This window comes from Pedobacter zeaxanthinifaciens (assembly GCF_003313335.1).
GTDB classification, from domain to species: domain Bacteria; phylum Bacteroidota; class Bacteroidia; order Sphingobacteriales; family Sphingobacteriaceae; genus Pedobacter; species Pedobacter zeaxanthinifaciens.
This window is the reverse complement of record NZ_QMHP01000001.1, coordinates 220,035-242,943: the sequence shown is the minus strand read 5'-3', so window position 1 is coordinate 242,943 and position 22,909 is coordinate 220,035. Positions and strand designations below refer to the sequence as shown.

Below are 22,909 nucleotides of genomic sequence, written 5' to 3'. Positions count from 1 at the left end.
CATATAATTCCAAACTTTTTATTAGTTTTAGCCCACATCTATGCTAACTCTATTCAAGAAAAGTTACTAGATGTTGAAAGCAAAATTCTTCGGTTATATTACCATCTTATCCTTACTTAGTTTAAACGGCATTGCTTGTAAAAAAGATGAAAATCCTGCTGTAAATGAGAGTTCCCCTATTCAAATTATTGACGAAAATTTTGAAAAGGGAACTAAATCATCTTATTCAGAAGCTGAAGTGCAACTTAATTCGGGGAGCTGGATTTTTAACGATGCATTGATTGGAAATTTAGCTGGCGATGCTAAAAATGGTTTGAATGCGGTCCGACTAAGAAATAATGGTTATATCTACAGCAACTTTAAAACTTCCGCCACTATCAAATATGTAAGCTTAAAATATGCGAAATATGGAGACGATGCGGACGGTAAGTTTATTGTTTTGTATAGCGTAGCCGGAGATGATGATTGGAAAGCCCTAAGTGATACAATATTAGCAAATAACGTATCGCTAAATAAGCTGGAATTAAAGCTAAATATTTCCGGAGAAATAAGATTTAAAATCTTAAAGGTTGATGGGAATTCAAACAGAATTAACATCGACGATTTTTTAGTAACGGGATTAACAACAGGTTCGCAAGGCTCAGCTAGCAACCAAACCGTTAACCACATTTTACTTGGCAATCCTAGCAATGCCACTTATGATGTAGTTAATTTCGAAAATTATTTGCTAGAACAACCGTATTACATAAGCTCTTACAACAGTAGTAAGGGAATTCCTAATTGGGTTAGCTGGCATTTGGAAGAAAAAGATTTAGGTACCGCCAAACGACAAGACGACTTTAGAGCAAACACCTTGCTACCAAATAATTGGTTTATTGTACAAAGCAGCAGCTATTCTGGTTCTGGATTTGACAGGGGCCACATGTGCCCTTCTGCAGATCGGACTTCAACTACCGAAGCTAATTCGGCTACGTTTTTGATGACTAACATGGTGCCGCAAGCACCGAGGAACAACCAAGTTGTTTGGGCAAACTTGGAAGACTATACCCGAACCTTAGTTAAAGCGGGCAACGAAGCTTATATCATTTCTGGTACTTTTGGAAGCGGTGGAACAGGCAGCCAGGGAGGAATTACTTACAGTTTGCAATCGGGGAAAATTACCGTACCTAATGCCGTTTGGAAAATTATTTTAGTGTTGCCTTTGGGCGATGACGACCTCAGCAGAATCAATAACAATACAAGAATTATTGCCGTATTTATACCTAACGAAAACTCCGTGGGCAGCAACTGGAGAGACTACAGAACAAATATCAAAACCATCGAAAGTAAAACTGGATATCAGTTTCTTTCAGTGTTAGGTGCAAACCTGAGAAATATTTTGCTTGAAAAGATTGACAACCAGTAATAGGGAAAGTTACTTTGTTATCCTAAACCAGTCGAAATCCGCATAACCGCTATCGTTAGTTTGTTGATCACGAATGGCGAACAAACCTAACTTGGCACCAATCCACTTACCCGGCGTGGCTTCAAAGATTTCATCTATCGAAACAAAGTCGATTCCATTGGTACTGTAAGCAAATTGGCATTTTGCACCGAGCCTCACATTAACACGCAGATAAATTGTAGCACTTGTTAATTTGGCCAAGGTTTGTTCTTTATCTTGGGTTCCTTTGTCGGCATTTTTGCATGTAGCGTATACGAGGTAAAGACCATCTTTTTTAGATTTAACAGCTAAATAAGCATAGCTTAAGCCATAAACCGTTAAACCAATTTTCTCGTTTTCTAATTTCGGGTTAGCCGTAAAAGACAATTTGGTGCTTGCCGTAAACTCATCACCTGGCAACTTCTGCAGCAGTATGTTAGGCACGTTCCACAAGTTGTTTGAGCTGTCTGGAACTTTAGCAGTATACAATCTTAAGCTTCCTTTGCTCGGATTTATAAAATGCCAAGTAGCCACAGGATTAGCTTGCCATTGCCATTGTAGGCCTAATTTTAAACCATTAAATTCATCGCTCTCAACTGTTGTCATCACTCTGCTTGGTTTGGTATTTGGCTTTTGATAAACCATAACGGGCTCTCCTACGCCATCGCCATCTTTGTCTACTCCAATAACTGGCCAATTATTGCGCCATATCATTGGTTGTAAATGTACCACTCGACCATAAGCATCTTTATCTTGAAAATGCAGAAACCAGTCTTCTCCCGATGGTGTATTTACCCAAGCCCCTTGATGCGGACCATTTATTGGCGACTTGCCTTGATCCATCACCACTTTACGCTCATAAGGACCATAAATATTTTTTGAACGAAGTACTAACTGCCAGCCTGTAGCCACGCCACCAGCCGGAGCAAAAATATAGTAATACCCATTGCGCTTATATAGTTTAGGCCCTTCCAAGGTTGGATCTTGCTCATGGCCATCAAATACAATTTTACCTTCGTCAATGGTTTTATCAGCAGTAGCATTTAGTTGCTTAATAACCAGAAGACTCTTGATGCCCGCTCTGCTGCCAGCGTAGGCATGCACTAAATACACTTTTCCGTCCTCATCCCAAAGCGGACACGGATCTATTAAGCCCTTGCCGGCCTCTACCAAAACAGGTTTAGTCCAGGGCCCGTTGATTTTACTGGCCTTAATCATATAAATCCCGAAATCAGGATCGGGATAAAAAATGTAAAATTGCTTATTATGGTACCTGATAGCCGGAGCCCAAACCCCATTACCATGTTGTGTTTTAGAAAAATGAGCAATAGGAATTTGCCGATGTAGTGCATGACCAATTAGTTGCCAGTTTACTAAATCTGTTGATTCTAAAATGGGAAGACCAGGCACAGCATCAAAGCTCGATGCAATCATGTAGAACTTATCTCCCACCCTGATTGCATCTGGATCAGAATAATCCGCATTAATTACCGGATTTTTATATTTCCCATTACCGAGATCAGCAACCCAAACTTTTGATACATAAGGCAACTGTTGCGCATTAGATCCACTGCTTATCGCAATAAACATAAACACACACCAAATGGAGCAAAAAAGTAGTTTTAGCTTCCTAAAGCACATTAAATTTAAGGCTTATACTGCGCTTCTGTAATTGACTTCACCAAGCTGTTAAGGTAAACTTCGATATTATCGTAAGCAGAGCTTAGATCCCTACCATTGGCGTTTGCCTTATTCGGATCAAGCTTGTTCGCAATTTCCCAATCATCAGGCATTCCATCACCATCGGTATCTTTTAAAACTGCTGTTTGGCTCAATAATGGCCACCCTCCAACATTTTTTTGCGTATCAATGATTCCCCACAAACCAGAGATAGAACCCTTGTAAGTAGCTGTTCCAGTTCTTACTTCACTAGCTATTCTAGTATCTACCGCATCTCTTTTATAGGAAGCACCTGCGTAATTTAAAACCGCTTCATAAGCTTGCAGTGCGGTATGCGCTGTTAGTTCAGAGTTAGCAAATGGCACTGTTTTACGTACCATAGTTTCCGTAATGCCCGAATCATAATCTACGCCACCATTCCAGTTATTAGCAGTAACTGTCGGGTTGCCATCTACATAGTTACCATCGATATAAAAGGTACCGTAACCAACGCCGTAACTAGCTGGATTAGAAGCACCAGTGGTCACATCTTTGGTAACCTGCATTATTCTTTTGTTTTTACTTGAAGGAGTTGAAGGTCCAGCTTTGTAATAATTGTTTACCATGTTGTACTCCCCGTTTTCACCGCCGTAAGCACTGTTGCTGCTCCAATTGTAAATCACATTATTGCGATAGTCCACCTTGTCTGGACCAAAAGGACCAACACCTGTACCACTGCCGTTACTGTATCTTAATCCACCATCAAACCTAGGATTACGACTGGTATGGTGAGCCAACAAATTATGGTGAAATGTTGCAGGAGAACCACCCCAAATACCCCCGTACCCATGCGCACCTTTGGAGTGTCCTGAGTTATTCATACTTTCAGTGATCATGCACCACTGCATAGTAAAGTTCTTGTTGTGATAAAAAGAAGCACATTCGTCAATAGACCAGCTCATTGAGCAATGATCAATCATGATATTTTCTAACCCACGTCCCCAAAACGAGTCACTTTCAATAGTAGCCACATTTACATCACCTAACCTAAAGCGCATGTAGCGTACAATTACGTTACTAGCATTGATGTTTAACTCATAGTTTTGGATGCAAATACCATCTCCCGGAGCGGTTTGCCCTGCTATGGTTACATTTCCGTTATTGATGACTAATCTGCTATTAAGTACAATATTTCCAGAAACTTCAAATACAATAATTCTAGCACCAGTAGCGCTAAGGGCTTCCCTTAAACTTCCAGTTCCCGAATCATTTAAATTGGTAACTTTAATTACTCTACCACCTCTACCACCAGTGGTATTTTTACCAAATCCTTCTGCACCAGGAAAAGCGTAGGCAGTTTCCTGTACCTGAACCGGTTTATTATCTCCGTTGGTATTGCCACCATTGTCATTACCTGTAGGCGTAGTACTTTTTTTAGAGCAAGCTAACAACGCAAAGGCTGCTAGAAGCAAATATTTCTGATTTATTTTCATCTTAATAATTATAGATTAATTGGGAAGCCATTGGCCATTTCCCGAAAAAATGTTCTTTACTGTGTATTTTTTCAGTTCTTTTTTAGTGAGCTGATGAGACCATTCAATACGTTGTTCTTTAACAAAGCCAGGTCCGTAAGAACCATACTCAGCATAGTACGTTTGTTTATGATTTTCTGTTTTATTCCAAGGACTCCAACCCTGCGGTAAGATATGGTCGCCCATTTCGGTACGAATAAACACCGTTTTTGCATAAGGACGCCATGGTCTACCCAAATAAACTTTCTTAAATGCAGTATCGGCGGTTAACTCGCAGTCAAAAAATACGAAGCCGAATGCCTGATACGGAGAGGTTGAAGCCGCCGTGATGTAAGAATTTTTTTTGCTATGGATGTGACAAGCCTCGAACACTGCGGTAGCTGCACCAAATATGAAATCTGTGGTGCCCTCAATATAGCAATTGACGTAGTATTGCCTACTAGTATCTGCCGATAAAAATAAAGTATCTTGATTGCCTAATATCTTACAGTTACGGATGACCACACGATCAGCCTCAACATGTAAAGCTACGGCCTGTCCTACTGGTCCCGCCGAGTTTTGAAAGGTTAAATTTTCTGCCACAAAATCATTGCCCTGAACTAAAACAGTATGAGAGGTATAAGTATTGATTGACCCTTTTCCAGAATAGTCATCGAAAGTGATGATTGTTTGATCTTTATCCTCACCTACTAATTTAATTCTAATTTTTTGCGCAGGGATAACCAGCTTTTCTTTATAAGTTCCTTTTTTAATGAAGATGGTAACTTGCTGATCGCTATAATCTCGTACAGCCATTACCGCTTCCTGTATGGTTTTATAATTACCTGTACCATCTTGCGCTACAGAAAGTTCTTTCGGGTAATCCTGTGCAACACACCATCCGAAAGTTGATAACAAGTATATAATTAGGGTTAGCTTTTTCATTTCAAACAGATTGTAAAAAGTAGTTAATCAATAGGTTTCCAACCGTTAAAGATTTTATCCAAAGTAAATTTATCCTTCACTTCTTTTTCAGTCAATTGATGAGCCCACTTTACACGAGCCTCATTATTTGCACCATCACCTCTACTTTTATATTCGGCATAAAATGATGTTTTTTCGGCATCAGGCTTGTTCCAATTGTGCCATCCCTCGGGCTTAACTTGCTTACCAAGTTCACAATTGATTAGAACCGTTTTAGCGAAAGGACGCCATGGTCTGCCTAAATAAAAAGAACCTTCAGCTGCACTTCCAGTAAACTTACTGTTGATGAAGACGTAGCCATATTTAATACTGTCTGGTGTAGAGGCTGCCGTAAAATAACCACCAGTTTTACCAAAAACTTCGCATTCTTCAAATACTGCCGTAGATGAGCCAAAGATAAAATCTACTGTACCCTCTATGTAGCATTTGTAGTAATACTGCCTACTGCCATAACCATAGGTGTAAAGCGTATCTTGAAAACCTAGCATTCTGCAGTTAATGAAACGAGCCTTATCGCCAGCAACAAACAGCGCTACCGCTTGCCCTACAGGACCTGCAGAATTTTGGAAAGTGATATTTTGAGCTGTGAATTGCGGCCCGTAAACGTAAAAGCTCGACGAACCAGAAGTGCCTTTTTCTTCTCCAAAAATATTCTTTTTTTGAGCCCAATCATCATAAGTTAACACGGTATTTTCTACACTCTCGCCAATTAGGGTAACCATTTGCTTTGAGTTAGATAGATTCAATTTCTCCTTATAAATGCCATTTTTGATAAAAATTGTTGTTGTTACTTTTCTGAAATCAGGCACTGCATTTAACGCTTCTTGTACAGTTTTGAAATTGCCGGAACCATCTTGCGCCACCACAAAATCAAAGGTGGCCGCGGGCTGCTTTCGTGGTTCTTGCGCAATTGAGTAGTTAAACAGCAAGGCAATCAAAAAAATGAGCAACTTACTTCGCATTACTTTTTCACAATTGGTTTTATAATGTGTTGAGCCAAAGGCAAATTCAAGCTCTTAATTTCTTGAAGCACAATCTGTGCAATTTTACGAGCACCAAGTTCATTAAAATGCGTATTATCTATTTTACCTTCAGGATAATTTGGATGTTCATTAGCTTGCAATTGCAGAAAAAGTAGTTTAGAGTTTTCCTCACCAAACTGCTGATACAATTTTTGGCTTTTTTCATCTAAATCAATTAAAGGCACATTAAGTTTAGCAGCAATTTCTTTAACCAATGGAGTGTACTCTTTATGTGTTTCTAAAGCATTTCCATCTTTATCAAACTTCCTTCTAGAAACAGGCGTGATTAAAATTGGAGTGGCTTGTTTAGCCCTGGCCTCGTTCACAAATTTAGTTAGGTTTTCTTTGTATTGATCAGGACTGGTATACCGGTCGGTTTTCTCTTTACTTTCATCGTTATGTCCAAATTGGATCAGCACATAATCTCCTTTTTTCATGGTAGATAGCGCCGTATTCCATAAACCTTCACTTAAAAAAGTACGGGTACTACGACCATTTTTAGCCAAATTATTTACTTCCACTGTTTGATCAAAGAAGTAAGAAAATGGCATTCCCCAACCTGTTTCTGGATAAGCGGTGGTAAGCTTGTTAGCGGCGGTGGAATCACCTATGATAAATACCGTAGTTTTATTTTGGGAAACTTGAAAAAATGCAGCTACGAAAATGAAAGAAAATAACAGAAAGTGACGTATCATAAAAAAAAGCTTTAAAAAAAGATGGGGCTTTGTCGGCCCCATCTAAATTATTTGTTCATTATCTCCACCTTACATCACCAATTCCGTTGGCTTTTAAATCAACATTGGAAATGGTAAAGTTGCCGGCGGCGGCATTAGTAAATCCTGGATCTAATTTGGTGTAACCATTAGCTGCAGCATCATTTTTAGCGGAAGTTGTTGTGCTTTCGTAGAAATTAGCAGCATTGAAATAGTTATTGTTTAACAGCTCTGTTAAAGCGGTAGCACTTTGATTAGTATAATAAGCCTGACTATTTGCAACGATATTTTTATTGAAATAGTTAGATAAAGTAGTTAGCCTATTGTACAAATATCTGGTACCTGTATAATTCATTACATTGTTGAAAGTATTATTTACAATTGTAAACTTATTACCTGTTTGTGTACTAAAATTTGTTGTTGCATCTATCCTGAACAGATCTCGTTGCGCATCAGTAGTAGTAAAGTTATACAGCGTATTGTTTTTCATCGTAAACGTTTTAGCAAACCCTGCTCTCATATCCACAAACGATGCACCGCTAACATTAATATCTCTAAAAATATTATTTTCTATAGTTACCGACTCTACAAGGGCTGCCACATTGATGTACATTAAACCTTTTGCATAATTGTACATCTCGCAATTTAAAATAGATACAGCGCCATAAGTTCCTGCAGAAGCAGCATTGTAAATAATCAACTGATTGGTATTTGTAGCTTGGTTACCATCAAGCTTAACATTGTTTAAAGTTAAACTTGCATTGTTTTCCAATTTAAACACCGCTCTGTTAATTATTGGTTTGTTACCAGCATTTGTACCTACAATGGTAATGTTTTTATTTGCTGTAATATCAGCCAATAGCGTATAAGTTCCTGGATACAAAGCAATTTTAACAGGTCCGGTTCCAGCTAAAGCGTTAGCTAATTCCAAATCATTGGTTACCTGTGTGAACGTGCTTACATCTACTCCTGTAGTAAAATTAACTGCTCCCCTTTGTACAGTATTGTTAAAAATAGCAACTGTGTAAAGTGTTTCAGGGGTTAAGCCTGTTACTGTTGCACTTCCATTTGCAATATCAGTTGCGGTTAATGTATAGGCAATATTGCCTGGCGTAAACACTAATCTGGTTACTGTTTCACCGGCTGGCCAAGTCACTTTGGTAGAGTTGGAAGTGATATCACCCAAATTTACCGGGTTTAAAATTTGTTCCGGATCAGTTTTGAAGGTTGTACTAACCCATTTGGAATCAGCAGCACCATCAGCACTGATTGATTTAATACGTACAGAGTGCTGAACATTACCTGCTAAGCCAGTAACGGTGTAAGGTATTTGATCAGCTCTAACGCCCGAAACTGTTTTGAAAGGCGTACCAGTTAAGTTGGCATTATCATACACTTCAATTACATAAGAAGCTGCGTTGGATACTTTATTCCAAGTAAGCCTAACATTTACCTTATTAACCACCACAGCACTTAAGCCAGTTGCAGAAAACGCTCTATCCGTTTTAAGGGTAGTGATTTCTTCTAGTTCACTTTCCTTACATCCAGCAATTAATGCCAGCGAAAGCGAAGAAAATATAAATAGTTTTTTAATTTCTTTTTTCATTGCCGAATAAATTAAAGCCCTAGGAAATTATTATTTAACGTTCCATTCGATGAATCGAGGAAAGTTTGCCAAATTGGCCAATAAGATTGTTTACTAGGTTGATTTTGTGGATTTTGGCTAAGCGCATTCCAAAAAGTAGTTGCATCAGAAGACGAAGACATTGTCCAAGTTTTATTTGAAGCATATCCGCCAGCTGCACCAATTGCATCTGTGTCACCAAAATCAAGTCCGTAAATGGTTAAATTTTCGCCATTTAAAGTATAGTAAATTTTTGCAGGCAAATTGGCATATTTTTCACGCCTCAATTCTAGATCTTCTAGGTTCTTTTTGTTTTCGGCTAATTTACTATCTAGCAAATTCCAACGAATCAAATCTTGTTTTCTTAACATTTCACCAACAAATTCTAACGAACGCTCTTTCACGATAGCGTTAAAAAATGCAGTTTTTGAACCAGTAACTGTAGCCATATATGCTGTAGATAAGGCAGTATTACCTACATACGCTCTGTCTCTTACTTGTTTAAGATATGGGGCAGCAGCAGTTGGACCATCTATTTCGTTAATTGCTTCAGCAGCCATTAACAATACATCGGCATAGCGCATGTACATCCAATTGATACCATCATCATTTGTTGAAGTTACTCTGCGTTTCATCCACTCGTAGCGGTATTTACCTAAATACATTTTACCCAATGTTGATGTCACTTGGAAAGCTGTATTTGCAGTTCCATCACTATCCCATCCGTAAGGTGTAATGCTTACCGCACGTCTGGTATCTTGCTTTTCAAACTCGTACCACATTGCAGGGTTAGCGATTACAGTACCACCTTTGTTTTGTCCAGTGTACTTGTCAATTTTAGCATGGTTAACTCCCATATCAAAAATTACCCTACCTCTACCCTCGCTGAAAGGAATTTCCCACATTGACTCTTGTCCAGCGGTAAGTACTTCCTGATTTAAATTTCTGAAAACTGTTTCAAAGTTAGGCAATAACCTTACTGTACCACTGTTAATGATATCCAAGCACTCTTGCTTTGCAATGGTATACATTTTTGTACGTTCCAAATCTGGATCATTGCTTAAACGAACGGTTTTATCTTGACGTAACGCATAACCTCCTGCCATTAAAGCAATACGAGCTCTTAAGCCTTTAGCGAATGCTTTGCTTACACGTTCTACCGAACTTGTTCTGCTCGTTGCGTTCGGCCAAGCCAGGTAATTGGAAGCTTCAGCTAAATCTGCCAATAACTGCTTGTAAATTACATCTCTGTCTGTTCTTGGCGTGTAAATGGTTTCACTTGTTACAGGTTCAAACCTGGCAGGAACATCGCCCCAAGCTTTGATTAAATCGCTGTACATCACAGCTCTTAATGTTAACACCTCACCTAAAAGCTGAGCCATCTGCGGGTTTGAATCCACATTACCATAAGCTCTTAAACCTCTGATAGCTAAGTTAGCACGCTCAATACCCAAGTATAACATTGCCCAAACATTGTTCTCCGTATTCATTTGACCATTATTTACATTGGTATTGTAATTGGCCAATCTAGATTTATCGTCGCCTACGGTTTTAATGCTACTTATTACTTCACTATCGGTGTTAGTTCCATAATAAACAATATATCTTCCACGGTAAGAGTTAGTTTCAGCAAAAGCTTGTAATATACCCGTAACAGCACCCTCCGCTAAACTTTGCGTCGAAAATATTACTGATTCTTCTAAGGCCGATTTTGCCGGAGCATCTAATGCCTTTTTACATCCACTTATTATTGAACTAAACGCAATAAATAATAGTATATAATTAATTTTTTTCATCGTTCTATTTCAATTAAAAGCCAACATTTAAACCAAAAATTATAGACCTGCTTCTTGGATAAGCTGAGTAATCAACTCCTGGTGTTAAACCAGTACTTCTTCTTGTTGAAACCTCTGGATCAAATCCAGTATAGTTAGTCAACAAAAATACGTTGTTACCAGAAGCATAAACTCTTAGTTTCTTCATTTTTAACTTATTAGAGATTTGAGCTGGTAAGGTATAACCTAAAGTCACGGTAGATAATCTCAAGAAAGAACCATCTTCAACTGCCCAATCTGTTAATGCATAAGCTCTAGTAAACGGCGACCACATTGTAGTATTAGCGTTCATTGCCGCTAATTCTGCTGGATCATTACTAATTGTACCATCAGCACGTAAGTTAGTCCAACGCTTTCCAGTAGCCATAATATCAATCATATTTCTTGATTTGTACTTACTTGTAGAAGTATACTCGATTTTGTTTGCATTATAAACATCATTGCCATAGCTCCAGTTAAAGTAAGCAGCAAAGTCGAAGTCATAAACTCTTGTATTGATTGAAAAACCACCAGTATGTAATGGCATCGTATTTCCGATAAAAGTTCTATCGCTTAAATTTACAATACCATCTCCATTTAAGTCTTCCAATTTCATTGAGCCTGGCCTAACGGTACCAATCACCGAACTTGCGTTGGCAACACCTGGTTTCAATGTCCAAGTATTAGTTGCTGAGTTAAAGCCTGAGAAATCTGAAACTTCGTAACGTCCAGCATTTTTATAACCGTAAATTCTTCCAATTGAAGCTCCTGGAATTAACAGGTAATCTGTACTGATTTCAGTTGAAGCCCAGTTAGAGTTACCCGGATAATTGATCAATGAACCCATTGAAATTACTTTATTTCTGTTGAATGAAATGTTTCCAGAGAATGATAAATCAAAGTTTTTATTTTGTATTGCTTTGTAGTTTAAACTTAGCTCTAAACCTTTGTTTTGAGTTTCACCAATATTTCTAAACTGCGTATTGTAGCCTGATCCCGGAACAGCAAATTCCATCAACAAATCCTTAGTTCTATTAATGTAGGCATCAACAGTACCAGTAACTTTGTTCTTTAAAAATCCAAAATCTAAACCTACGTTTCTAGAAACGGTTGTTTCCCATTTCAAATCTGGGTTAGCCATGATTTTCGAAGGACCCCAAAAACTAGTAGCGCCATTGATCCAAGTAGTGGTGTTATTTTCGAAAGTTTGGTTAATTTGACCTACTGGGATATTATCATTACCAGCAGCACCATAACTCAACCTAATTTTCAAATCAGATAGCCATGATTTAGTACCATTCATGAAATCCTCTTGGATAATTCTCCACGCACCTGAAATTGATGGGAAATATCCCCATTGGTTACCTTGTGCAAATTTCGATGAACCGTCAACCCTCATTGCCAAACTCAACAAATACTTACTTTTATAATCATAGTTAGCTCTACCAAAGAATGAAAGTAATTTATAGTCGTTGGCAAAACGGTGGTCAACTGAATTAGCCGCACCTTGTGTAGTTAATACTCTGGCATCAGCAAAGCTGAAGGTTGAAGGGAAACCATGTACCACATTGGTAAGTGTATTTTCTTCTGTTTTAAGAAATTCTTGACCTAACAATACCGTTAAGTTATGGTTTTTGCCTAATAGCTTTTCGAAATTGTAATTTAAAGTATTGGTATTTCTGAAAGATACCCTGTTACCATTTGTTAAAATTAAGGCCGGTTTACCAGCGTTGTCGCCTGTTGGGAAATTACGCACATAATAAGTGGATTTTCCGTAAAAACGATCTTGATCATTTCTAACACCATCGTAACCAACATCGGTTCTAAACTTTAAACCTGATAAAATATCATAAGTTAAAGATCCATTGATGTTATACTGTTTTCTTTGTACATATTGGTCATTATCTGAAATAGCCACTAAAGGATCGTATAATTGAAAGTCGGGATCACTATCATCAGTGGTTAAACCTGGTACCGGAAACGGCGGATATAGCATGGCGTACTTTAAACGTGAATCTGCTGACGAGAATTCTCTAACTTCGTTAGCGCCACCACCGTTAGTTTTGGTATCAGAATATCTCAAGCCAAAATCTAAAGTCAGGTTTTTATATAATTTGTGGTTTAATTTAAAGTTGATGTTTTGCCTCTCATAGCCGGAAAGTTGCATGATAGCCCTGTCCTTAATAAAGTTGTGGCTTAAGCTAAATTTAGTTTTATCGCTTCCGCCCATGATACTTAAGTTGCTATTGATAGTATTTCCGGTTCTGCCAAAAACTAAGTCTTGCCAATCGTTAGCCGGAACATTTTGGTACAAATCAATATCCTGATAATTGCCAAAATACTGTGTGTAATCATTTAAAGAACCTCCTAATAGGGCTCTTTCGTACTGCCAAGTAACATAATCATAAGGGCTTAATACGCCTAACGTTTTGGCAATTTTTCTATAACCGCCAAATAAGTTATAAGAGATATTTGTTTTTCCATCTTTACCACTTTTGGTAGTTACCAAAACCACCCCGTTAGCACCTCTAGATCCGTAGATAGCCGCTGCAGAAGCATCTTTAAGGATGTCTATGCTTTCAATATCTTGCGGAGCAATATCTGCAATTGTAGTAACAGGAAAACCATCTACAATGTAAAGCGGCTCATTACTTTGCGTAATGGAACCACCACCACGAACGCGAACGTTCAAAGCAGCATCCGGAGAACCTTCTGTTGAGGTAATGTTAACACCCGCTACCCTACCTTGGATAGCTTCTAAAGCAGAAGCCACTGGCGCAGCAGCAATTGTTGCCGCTCCCACAGAAGTTACAGCGCCGGTTAATGCCTCACGTTTTACCGTCCCATAACCGATGTTTACAATTTTAACTTCGCTAAGTGTAGTTGAGCTTTCCTCCAATGAGGCGTTAACCTGTGATTTTGTGCCTACAGCAATTTCTAGGTTATCAAATCCAATAGAGTTAAAAACTAAAATAGTGCTACCAGAACTTGGCACACTAATTTTATAAATACCATTGGCATCGGTGGATACCGCATTTTTTGTTCCTTTAATGGTAACGGCTACACCAGGAAGCGGCGATCCGGTAGCTTTTTCGGTTACCTTTCCCGTTACTGGCCTTGTTTGTGCCTGCACCAGCTGAACGCCAATAGCTAAGACACAAAAAAACAGCAAGAATTTTTTCATACAATGTGGTTAAAAATTTGGTTATATGCAGATAGGCCTAGGGCCTTCCTAAAACAATTCTACAACGTTTTTTTAAGATATAGCACGAAACGCCCGGTATAAATTTATGCAATCGTTCCCGACAACGTTGCCAAATACAAGTAAAAATTATATCTTTAATAGTATAGATAAATAGTGCTATTTTTGAAATACATATTCAAGCTAGCCACTTACGTAAAAACACACTACAAACATGTTTGAGCCCGTTACCATAAAAGATATTGCTAAAGCCCTTGGACTATCCACTTCTACGGTTTCCAGAGCGTTAAGAGACACTTACGAAATTAGTCCGGCCACCAAAAAATTAGTGACCGATTATGCCAAACAAATAGGTTACAAGCCCAATCCTATAGCGTTAAGTTTAAAAGAACGCAGAAGCAAATCTATTGGTGTAGTAGTGAGTGAGGTAGCAAATAGCTATTTTTCCCAAGCTATAGATGGTATTGAATCTATTGCGTATGACAAAGGTTACCATGTTATCATTTCTCAAACACACGAATCATATGATAGAGAAGTAATCAACGTTAATCACTTGGCGTCTAGATCAGTAGATGGTTTATTGGTATCATTATCTTCTCAAACTTCCGATATCTCCCACTTGAAAAATTTACATGATAAAGGTTTGCCAATTGTGTTTTTCGACAGAGTTGCGGATGAAATCATTACCCATAAGGTAATTGCAGACAACGAAAAAGGAGCTTATGATGCTACCAAATACCTCATTAATTCAGGATACAAAAAAATAGCTCATCTAACCAGTTCTAGCTATCTTTCTATTAGCATTGAACGCCTAAGTGGCTATAAAAAAGCACTGGCGGATAGCGGGATTCCATTTAATGAAGACTACGTAAAATATTGCCCGCATGGTGGCATGCTTTATGAAGAAACTGAAACCGCCATTAAAGAACTATTGGCCTTAAAGGATAAGCCAAATGCAATTTTTGTTGCTGGTGATAGGCTCAGTACAGGATGTTTAAGCGTATTTAAAAACCTTAAAATAGAAGTGCCAAAAGATATGGCTATAGCAGGTTTCAGCAACTCTGATGCTTTGGATTTGTTCAACCCATCACTTACTTCGGTAAGGCAGCCAGCTTACGAAATTGGACGATTGGCTACTGAAATGTTGCTTAAAATAATAGAATCGAAGTATCCAATTGAAGACTTTGAAAAGAAAGTATTGGACACTTCGCTATTTATTAGGTAGTTATGGCAACTTATAAGCTTGCCTAGCCAATAATTTCCAATCTTTTCCTTGCTTGATCCAAACCAGCATGATTCCTAAGTGAACCTCGCCGGGTTTGCCGCCGTCATTAGTTTTAGCATGCAGTTGATGTCTAACAATCGCTGTTTTTCCTGTAATTTTATAAGTTTGATTTTTTAGTTCGATAGTTACAAAATCAGATTTGCCACTGGCAATAGTTTCTACAAAAGTTTCCTTATCCTCTACTTTGCCGCTGGAATGACCATAGTTTAAATCAGCATCTGCGATGGATTCCAACGCCTGCCTGTCGCCGCTGACCATTGCTTCTTTCAATTTTTCTACTGCATTTAGCAATGCCTGTTCTTTTTTGTCTTGAGCGTAGGTAGCAGATGCAAATAGGAAGAGTGATAGAAATAATATTTTTTTCATTAATTCATTTTTGTTTGATGATAAAAAAAGACCGATGCACGGAGATACATCGGTCAAAAGAAAAATGTTATTGTTTATTTTTTAATAAGTCTCTAATTTCTGCAAGCAAAACTTGTTCTTTTGAAGGCGCTGGCGGAGCAGATGGTGCGGCTTCCTCTTTACGTTTCAAAGAATTAATTCCTTTAACCATAATGAAAATAACTAGTGCTAAAAGGAAAAAGTTAATAGCAACGGTGATAAAATTTCCGTAAGCGAAAATGGCAGTCTCAGGTAATTTTCTAGCTTCTTCTAAAGGCATGTTAGCTGGCACATTGCCCTTCAGCACCAAGTAAAGCTGACTAAAATCAGGCTGTCCAATAATTGCTGAAACAATAGGCATCACCAAATCCTTCACTACGCTATCAATTATTTTACCGAAGGCACCTCCGATAATTACCCCTACTGCTAGGTCCATTACATTGCCCTTAACTGCAAATTCTTTAAATTCTTTAACAAATCCCATAAGCCTGTTTTTTAAGTAAAAAGATAAATTTAGTAAGTATAAACTTAATCAAAAGAACATTAATTAATCAAATAAACCAACAAAATTATAAAGCATTTGTTTATTTTTGAAAACTCTTTTATTCCCATTTATGCTAAAACAACATCTTCAGCAAAAGTTATTACAAAAACTATCTCCACAACAAATTCAATTTATCAAGTTGTTGCAGGTACCTACCGTTGCGTTAGATACCCGTATCAAAGAAGAATTGGAAGAAAATCCGGCTTTGGAAGACTCTAGCCTTATATCGTTAGATGAACCAAAAGGAGAATATGATGATTTGAATGATGAAAGAGATGACTTTGATGGTGACGCCGGCGAAGATACTAGTTTAGATGAATTCAATGTGGATGATTATCTGCAAGATGACAACACTAACGACTACAGCACATCTTACAGCAATGGCGATGATGATGAGGAAAAAAAAGAAACGCCTATTGCCATTGAAACAACTTTTTTCGAAAGCCTACAACAGCAATTAGATCTGATTCCACTTTCAGATCAGGACTTTGTAATTGGAAAACAGATTATTGGAAGTTTGGACGATGATGGTTATTTACGGAGACCAATCACGTCAATGATTGACGATTTGGCTTTTTCGCAAAATGTAATTGTAGAAGAAGAAGACGTATTGGAAATGCTCAAGCTCATCCAAAGTTTTGACCCTCCAGGAATTGCAGCCAGAGATTTACAGGAATGTTTAGCATTGCAATTGAAGCGTAAAGACACCAGCAATCCGTTGGTTAAAAAAGCAATTGACATTGTGGAGCATCATTTAGATGAATTCACTAGAAAACACTATGATAAACTAGAACGTGCAGTTGGTTTAAATAGTGAAGAATTGAAAGAGGTAGTAGCTGAAATATTGCGTTTAAATCCCAAACCTGGCGATTCAAACCAAGTTACTACGAAGCAAATGCAAATTATTCCAGATTTCCATATCAGCAATAATGATGGCGTTTTGATACTCACATTAAATGCAAGAAATGCTCCGGAGTTACGCGTTAGTCGCTCGTATATGGACATGTTTGAGCATTATGAAAAAGCTTCCCAAAAGGATAAAAAAATGAAGGAAGCAGTGCAGTTTGTTAAGCAGAAGTTGGACTCGGCAAAATGGTTTATTGATGCGATTAGACAACGTCAGCAAACGCTATTAAAAACAATGAACGCTATAATGCACTACCAATACGACTATTTCTTGAGTGGTGACGAGCGCAAATTGCGACCGATGATTTTAAAGGATATTGCCGATAAAATCGATATGGATATTTCTACCGTTTCAAGGGTAGCCAACTCTAAATATGTGCAAACTGAATTCGGTACGTTTCTGTTAAAATCTTTCTTCTCTGAAGCCATACAAACCGAAAGTGGCGAAGAAGTTTCCAACAAAGAAGTGAAGAAAATTTTGGAAGACTGCATTGGCAAAGAAGACAAGCGTAAACCTTTAGCAGATGAACGTTTGACCGAAATCTTGAAAGAACATGGTTATAACATTGCAAGAAGAACGGTTGCAAAATATCGCGAACAGATGAATATCCCAGTTGCCCGATTAAGGAAAGAACTGTAATATTCACCTGTGTAGTTATCGCCAAGTACGGCCTCCGCTAAATACCTGATAAACGCTATTTAACTGTATGCCCAATACAATTTCGTGGGTACCGTTAGATACCGTTCTGATTTCGGAGGTAGTTAAATCATACGCATAGGTAAGATTGGCAAACTGTTTAAAGTTAAAACCCACCATCGCCGAAAACGAATCAGATTTTCGATAGCTTCCTCCTATCCATATTTTATCTTTAAAGGAAACTTTAGCGTTCAAATCTACCGAAATAGGCAAACCAGAAACGCCTTTAGCCATAAACGAAGGTATTAAGGTAACCTCTTCATCTAAAAATAATTTATATCCTGAGGTTACAAAAAAATGCGGCACCGATTTTCCTTGTGTATAGTTTGAATTTTTGGTGAAGGCCAATGTTTGCGGAATAATTTGTTGAATGGAAGCCCCAGCAAAAAACCTAGCACCATAAAGCCATACCCCAATGGAGGCATCTGGTTTAAATTGCGACTCAATAACGTTAGTAAGTGCGGGATCCGCCTCCGTTTCTAGTTGTAAAGCATTCACATCGAGTGAAATTCTACTGAAACCGACATATGTGCCTACGGCCAAATTACTGGTACCGCTAAGTTGCAAATGATAGGCGTAACTTACTCCTGCATCAATTCTAGACAGAGGCCCTGCCCTATCTGACACTGCCATTACGCCCATACCGTGGTGTGCTGGTGATGAGGTGTAATTTTGCATGTAATTTTTGCTCATCGGGTCATCCCCTTTTTCTGGGAGAGATAAAGGATTTTGCCATAAGTACTTATCGCCCAAACTCCAATGCGCAGATACAAATGAAGTTCGGGGGGCGTCTTTTAAACCGCTCCACTGCAAACGATGGCCGACCTTGATATCGGTGTAATTTTCAGTACCACTTAAAGCTGGGTTAAGCAAGTAATTGTTAAACACATATTGCGTGTACTGCGGCCGTTGCTGTGCTTTCAATATCACTGCCACACCTATCATCAAGGTCAATAAAGTAAATAAGAATTTAAAATATCTCATTTGATGATTGTTAATGTTCCAGTTATTGGCTTGCCATAACCAACTAAGTTGATAATATAGTAATAAACTCCAACCGGCAACTGATTACCTTTATAAGTTCCATCAAAAGGTGTTTGATAGCCTTTGCTTTCAAATACCTTTTGTCCGGTCCTATCGTAAATATCCACTTTTACGGAAGGATAGCTATCCAAATATTTGATATTCCATACATCGTTAACTTGGTCGCCATTTGGCGTAATTGCAGAAGGAATATCTAAGTTACGCAGTAATTTAACAAAAACAACATCGGACTGCGTACATCCTTTGTCACTTTTCACGGTAAGTGTATACATCATATCATCGGTAGGTTTTACTATTGGATTTAACACGTCGTCTCTATCTAAGCCGAGAGAGGGTGTCCATTTGTAGGTTAAGTTAGCAGCACCGGTGGCCGTAGCATTAAGTCTAATTTGTCCGCCTTCCAGCACCATTCTATCTTCACCTGCATCAACTATAGGTGTAGGGTTAACGGTAATTTTTTGTGTAGCCTGAACACTACAACCACCTTCGGAAGAAAAGGTATAAGTAATGTCGTGTGAGCCGATGCCCGCTAATGAAGGATTGAATATACCGTTAGCGCTAACACCTTTTCCGCTAAATATGCCAGTGCCGTTTATCCCATTTTTTTCTTGTGCGGTTAGTTGAATTTCTGGCGCTTCCAAACAAATTTCAGCTATCGCCGTGAAATCAATTTCAGGCATTGCGTTTAATGTGATTGTTTTTTCTACCGTAGATACACAAGTATTTCCAGAGTAGGCAACCATTTTTACCGTATAAGTTTTGGTAAGCGGCGTGCTAAATATTGGATATTGATGACTATAGATTTTAGGGTTGGTACTTGTTCCTGGTGAATTATCGACTACTACTTGGCTTGGATTATTTGCAAAATCGTAATACCATTCAATTTTAGTGATGTTCCCAAAAATAATGCTCGTGTTGTCTTCAAAACGTACTGGAGACTGCACGCATAATACATCAGGACTTAGCACCGTGAAATCAGCAACGGGAAGAGCACCATCAACAACAATTTCTTTCGTGATGGTTTTATCACAGCCTAAAGGCGTAGTTACCGTTAAGCTTACGGTATACCTCCCCGCCTTGATGTAATTGTGTTCACCCACTTTAGCACTAGAAGTATTTGGATTTTGAGCATTGGCATCAGGATCTCCAAAATCCCATTTATAGGTTAAAGTAGCATTATTATTGATATATGATGAAGTATTATTGAACACAGCCGTACCGTTTTTTAAACACGAAGACTCTAAAGAAAAATCAACTACAGCTTCTGGATAAATGGTAATAGATTTGACTTCTTCGCTAACACATGAACCTCCCGAATAAACCACCATCTTAACTAAATAAGTTTTGCTAGGCGAATTACTAAAGGTTGGATATTTAAACAAATAGGATTGCGAATTTGCACTTCTTACCTGCGGATTGTCATCAACTATATCGGGGGTAGTTTTGTTTGCGAAGTCAAAATACCATTCAATTCTGGTTATTTCACCAAAATCAACTGTTGCTTTATCCAAAAAACTAACCGGAGCGTTACTACACAAATTAGATTGATTAACTACTTCGAAACCAGCTTTAGGAATGCTACCATTTACTCGAAATTGTTTTTTTATGACGCTAACACAGCCATTTACTGTAGTAACTGTTAGCGTTACCTGATAAATCCCTACTGCGGTATACACATGTTGGCCATTAACCGCCGACGACACATTAGGGTGTGCCGGAGACGCTAAATAATCGCCGAAATCCCAAACATAACTCAATACACTATTATCAGAAATAGTAGTTTTATTGATAAACGTTGCTTTTGCATCAGCCAAACATAAGTCGGGCAACTCAAAATCTAATATAGGTGAAGGGCTGATGGATAAATTTTTTACAATACTTTTTTCACATCCATTTTGAGTGGTTACTGTTAATTTTATGGCGTAATTGCCAGCACCGGAGAATGTATGGGCAGGGCTAGCCTCTGTTGAGGTTTGACCATCTCCAAAATCCCACAGCCAGGCTGTAATTGTGCCATCAACAGATGTAGATTGATCAATAAACCTTACCCTTTGACTTTCGCATAAGGGCATTGTAGTTGAAAAAGTAGGATTTGGCAAGTTGTAAACTTTAATATCTTTCGTTATCGCTTCTGATAAACATCCAGATTGATTCTCTACAAGTAATTTTGCGGAATAGTTGCCAGGAACATAGCTATGTGTAAAAGGCGTTGCACTAGTTCTCACTTCATTTTTTCCGTCACCAAAATCCCAGTACCATTTTACAATTGTATTTCCGTTAGCAAGGCTTTTATCAGTAAAGGTAACTGCTTTGTCTTCACAAGTAGCTCCAGCCGAAATGTCAAACTGCGAACTTGGATTATCTAAAATTTCGTATTCTAATTCAAGTTCATCAACCGCACCACATCCGTCAGATATGGGTTTTTCGGCCGTTACTTTTACTACATATTTTTTGGCGGTTGCGAAGCTAATTTGATCATACACTTTATATCTATAGTAAAGAATATCGTTATTAGTGTAGGTATCTGTTAACTGCAAAGGAACATTAGCAGCTGGCTGACCATTATCAATATCTATTTTGATCGATAAAGGTTGATAAGGCAGGGAAACGTAAACATCATACGTAGCGTTTACGCAGCCCATATTTTTTTTATTAGCAGCATTTAAACTTCCGTTAAAAACTTCGATGCCGGGCGAAATTAAACTTGCTCCGGCAGCATAACCGTATGACTCGGCATTACCGAAACCGTACGCTATGGCATTAAAACCGCCATTAGCCTGCAGCGTATGCGTACCGGAAGTAACATTTAACTGAGCAAAAGAATAACCAGTCTTTTGTGGCACAGGAACAAAACTAGCCCCTTTGGCTACGCCGTCCAACGTAAAACTAGGCGCATCACTTGTTTTAATAACTACGTTGATGTAATGGGCTGTAATTGCAAAAAAGGAGCTTGAATACATTGTAATCTTATCCAGCGTTTGTTCAAGTGGATTAAGGTAAATCATTTCAGGATCGCCAACATCGGTCTGAAAAGTTGTGCAATTAATTGTTCTACCTTGGGTTACTTGATACTGAGCAACTTGTATGGAATTATCACTTTCAATAAAGTTTGTGTTTTGGCTTGCAAATTCATAGTAAAAGTTATTAACAAAATTAGCGCTTGGAATAACTGTCCCATTAAGTTTCACCACTGCCGACGGATTACTTTTAAAGATTCTGTAGATATCGTAATTCCTATTTTTTGAAGGAACCGTTATAAATGACTTACCCCAAGTAGCGGTTGGATAAACTTGTTGGAAAAGATTATCTGCAGAACCCGGAGAAGTAGCAACGCAACTGATAGATATTTTAGTACTACCGGAAAACACTGCGATTTTTTTACACGACTGACCATTTGCTGCAACCGACTTAATAATTGTACCTGTTAAGTCGCCACCTGTTGTTGACCAATTTCTTTGAGCTCCATTTGGATTCAAATCAACCCTAGAATTCTCTAAGCCCAATATTTGATATACTTCGCCTTTATTAAGATTAATAGTTTGTTGTACACCCGCTGGCCAGCCACCTTGTGTAGGCACAGACGGTGTAATATTCACTTGGGTATTATCCTCAACAGCTACAATAGAACAAAAACTATAGGCATTTAACGAATTTGATTTTTGAGTAAAGTTGAGCGAGTAATAATCCTTACCCAAGGTATTAGTGGGAAGTACTAACGTGGCTCCCGAAACAGAAGAATCGTAAATATGCGCATAAGCGACGATAGGTTTTACCGAGGTAAGATGCATTCCCTTGTTAAATTTGCCTTCTGTACCACCCACATAGGCGGCGAGAGGAATATCAACTACCGTAACCTGATTGGCGTTAACAGAAAAATTAGTTGTATAACTAATGCCCGGAATATCCAATTTACCCGTGGTAGAAACGTCTGAAGTTACATAAATAGACATCTTCTGCGGGCTATTTCCCGAGTAGCTAGATACATGCGCTCCGTACATAAGCCAAAAATCAGTGCCTTTATTAGAAGTTCCTTGGGCGCTGACGTTGGACAAAAAGCAAAAAAGTGAGAGTGCGAAAGATAGGTAGACTTTCATAGG

Annotated in this window: 15 protein-coding genes; 3 read left to right on the top strand and 12 right to left on the bottom strand. The window is 38.4% G+C overall.

Translation table 11 applies throughout. The annotated features are described in order from the left end of the window. Nucleotides 1-70 precede the first annotated feature (70 nt). Entirely contained in the window at nt 71-1,405 is a 1,335-nt protein-coding gene (locus DUT68_RS00965; protein ID WP_113634911.1) for a DNA/RNA non-specific endonuclease, read from the top strand. A gap of 9 nt (nt 1,406-1,414) precedes the next feature. Here DUT68_RS00965 and DUT68_RS00960 read toward each other — a convergent pair whose 3' ends face one another. Genes DUT68_RS00960 through DUT68_RS00925 form a run of 8 tightly spaced genes read right to left on the bottom strand, consistent with a single transcriptional unit; the run spans nt 1,415 to nt 13,934 of the window. Beyond that, nucleotides 1,415-3,013 (bottom strand): glycoside hydrolase family 43 protein, encoded by a 1,599-nt coding sequence (locus DUT68_RS00960; RefSeq protein WP_198659512.1) that lies wholly within the window; start codon nt 3,011-3,013, stop codon nt 1,415-1,417. A 56-nt stretch (nt 3,014-3,069) separates the two neighbouring features. Further along, complete coding sequence (locus DUT68_RS00955) at nt 3,070-4,575, bottom strand: pectate lyase (RefSeq protein ID WP_113634908.1); 1,506 nt, start codon at nt 4,573-4,575, stop codon at nt 3,070-3,072. Between the two features lie 15 nt (nt 4,576-4,590). After that, complete coding sequence (locus DUT68_RS00950; protein WP_113634906.1) at nt 4,591-5,538, bottom strand: pectinesterase family protein; 948 nt, start codon at nt 5,536-5,538, stop codon at nt 4,591-4,593. Nucleotides 5,539-5,561: 23 nt separating this feature from the next. After that, the gene (locus DUT68_RS00945) at nt 5,562-6,539 is read right to left on the bottom strand and encodes a pectinesterase family protein (protein ID WP_113634904.1); all 978 of its coding nucleotides are present in this window, start codon (nt 6,537-6,539) and stop codon (nt 5,562-5,564) included. Then, nucleotides 6,539-7,294: a rhamnogalacturonan acetylesterase gene (locus DUT68_RS00940; protein ID WP_113634903.1), complete on the bottom strand. Its 756-nt coding sequence runs from the start codon at nt 7,292-7,294 to the stop codon at nt 6,539-6,541. The genes DUT68_RS00945 and DUT68_RS00940 overlap by 1 nt, the downstream gene beginning before the upstream one ends. Nucleotides 7,295-7,352: 58 nt before the next feature. Further along, nucleotides 7,353-8,918, bottom strand: a complete 1,566-nt coding sequence (locus DUT68_RS00935; RefSeq protein ID WP_113634901.1) for a DUF4957 domain-containing protein — start codon at nt 8,916-8,918, stop codon at nt 7,353-7,355. Nucleotides 8,919-8,929: 11 nt separating this feature from the next. Beyond that, complete coding sequence (locus DUT68_RS00930) at nt 8,930-10,732, bottom strand: RagB/SusD family nutrient uptake outer membrane protein (RefSeq protein ID WP_113634899.1); 1,803 nt, start codon at nt 10,730-10,732, stop codon at nt 8,930-8,932. Nucleotides 10,733-10,745: 13 nt separating this feature from the next. Then, nucleotides 10,746-13,934 carry a SusC/RagA family TonB-linked outer membrane protein gene (locus DUT68_RS00925; protein ID WP_113634896.1) on the bottom strand — a complete coding sequence of 1,063 codons (3,189 nt, stop codon included), beginning with the start codon at nt 13,932-13,934 and terminating at the stop codon, nt 10,746-10,748. A gap of 232 nt (nt 13,935-14,166) precedes the next feature. Between DUT68_RS00925 and DUT68_RS00920 the strand changes: the two genes are divergently transcribed. Next, nucleotides 14,167-15,177, top strand: a complete 1,011-nt coding sequence (locus tag DUT68_RS00920; RefSeq protein WP_113634895.1) for a LacI family DNA-binding transcriptional regulator — start codon at nt 14,167-14,169, stop codon at nt 15,175-15,177. Here the strand turns inward: DUT68_RS00920 and DUT68_RS00915 are convergent, their stop codons facing one another. Next, nucleotides 15,178-15,603: a nuclear transport factor 2 family protein gene (locus DUT68_RS00915; protein WP_113634893.1), complete on the bottom strand. Its 426-nt coding sequence runs from the start codon at nt 15,601-15,603 to the stop codon at nt 15,178-15,180. 67 nt (nt 15,604-15,670) lie between these two features. Further along, entirely contained in the window at nt 15,671-16,105 is a 435-nt protein-coding gene (mscL, locus tag DUT68_RS00910; RefSeq protein ID WP_113634892.1) for a large conductance mechanosensitive channel protein MscL, read from the bottom strand. Between the two features lie 130 nt (nt 16,106-16,235). On the opposite strand from mscL, the gene rpoN reads away from it, so the two are divergent. Then, nucleotides 16,236-17,711 carry an RNA polymerase factor sigma-54 gene (rpoN, locus tag DUT68_RS00905; protein ID WP_113634890.1) on the top strand — a complete coding sequence of 492 codons (1,476 nt, stop codon included), beginning with the start codon at nt 16,236-16,238 and terminating at the stop codon, nt 17,709-17,711. Nucleotides 17,712-17,726: 15 nt separating this feature from the next. On the opposite strand, the gene DUT68_RS00900 is transcribed toward rpoN, so the two are convergent. Beyond that, the gene (locus DUT68_RS00900) at nt 17,727-18,752 is read right to left on the bottom strand and encodes a PorP/SprF family type IX secretion system membrane protein (protein ID WP_113634888.1); all 1,026 of its coding nucleotides are present in this window, start codon (nt 18,750-18,752) and stop codon (nt 17,727-17,729) included. Then, nucleotides 18,749-22,906, bottom strand: a complete 4,158-nt coding sequence (locus DUT68_RS00895) for a PKD domain-containing protein (protein WP_113634886.1) — start codon at nt 22,904-22,906, stop codon at nt 18,749-18,751. Before DUT68_RS00895 ends, DUT68_RS00900 begins: the two co-directional genes overlap by 4 nt. Nucleotides 22,907-22,909: the final 3 nt, after the last annotated feature.

What these genes read in the sequence shown, in the direction of transcription:
- DUT68_RS00965 (WP_113634911.1), top strand. Translation starts at nt 71, where the DNA reads ATGTTGAAAGCAAAATTCTTCGGTTATATTACCATCTTATCCTTACTT.
- DUT68_RS00960 (WP_198659512.1), bottom strand. Translation starts at nt 3,013, where the DNA reads ATGTTTATTGCGATAAGCAGTGGATCTAATGCGCAACAGTTGCCTTAT.
- DUT68_RS00955 (WP_113634908.1), bottom strand. Translation starts at nt 4,575, where the DNA reads ATGAAAATAAATCAGAAATATTTGCTTCTAGCAGCCTTTGCGTTGTTA.
- DUT68_RS00950 (WP_113634906.1), bottom strand. Translation starts at nt 5,538, where the DNA reads ATGAAAAAGCTAACCCTAATTATATACTTGTTATCAACTTTCGGATGG.
- DUT68_RS00945 (WP_113634904.1), bottom strand. Translation starts at nt 6,539, where the DNA reads ATGCGAAGTAAGTTGCTCATTTTTTTGATTGCCTTGCTGTTTAACTAC.
- DUT68_RS00940 (WP_113634903.1), bottom strand. Translation starts at nt 7,294, where the DNA reads ATGATACGTCACTTTCTGTTATTTTCTTTCATTTTCGTAGCTGCATTT.
- DUT68_RS00935 (WP_113634901.1), bottom strand. Translation starts at nt 8,918, where the DNA reads ATGAAAAAAGAAATTAAAAAACTATTTATATTTTCTTCGCTTTCGCTG.
- DUT68_RS00930 (WP_113634899.1), bottom strand. Translation starts at nt 10,732, where the DNA reads ATGAAAAAAATTAATTATATACTATTATTTATTGCGTTTAGTTCAATA.
- DUT68_RS00925 (WP_113634896.1), bottom strand. Translation starts at nt 13,934, where the DNA reads ATGAAAAAATTCTTGCTGTTTTTTTGTGTCTTAGCTATTGGCGTTCAG.
- DUT68_RS00920 (WP_113634895.1), top strand. Translation starts at nt 14,167, where the DNA reads ATGTTTGAGCCCGTTACCATAAAAGATATTGCTAAAGCCCTTGGACTA.
- DUT68_RS00915 (WP_113634893.1), bottom strand. Translation starts at nt 15,603, where the DNA reads ATGAAAAAAATATTATTTCTATCACTCTTCCTATTTGCATCTGCTACC.
- mscL (WP_113634892.1), bottom strand. Translation starts at nt 16,105, where the DNA reads ATGGGATTTGTTAAAGAATTTAAAGAATTTGCAGTTAAGGGCAATGTA.
- rpoN (WP_113634890.1), top strand. Translation starts at nt 16,236, where the DNA reads ATGCTAAAACAACATCTTCAGCAAAAGTTATTACAAAAACTATCTCCA.
- DUT68_RS00900 (WP_113634888.1), bottom strand. Translation starts at nt 18,752, where the DNA reads ATGAGATATTTTAAATTCTTATTTACTTTATTGACCTTGATGATAGGT.
- DUT68_RS00895 (WP_113634886.1), bottom strand. Translation starts at nt 22,906, where the DNA reads ATGAAAGTCTACCTATCTTTCGCACTCTCACTTTTTTGCTTTTTGTCC.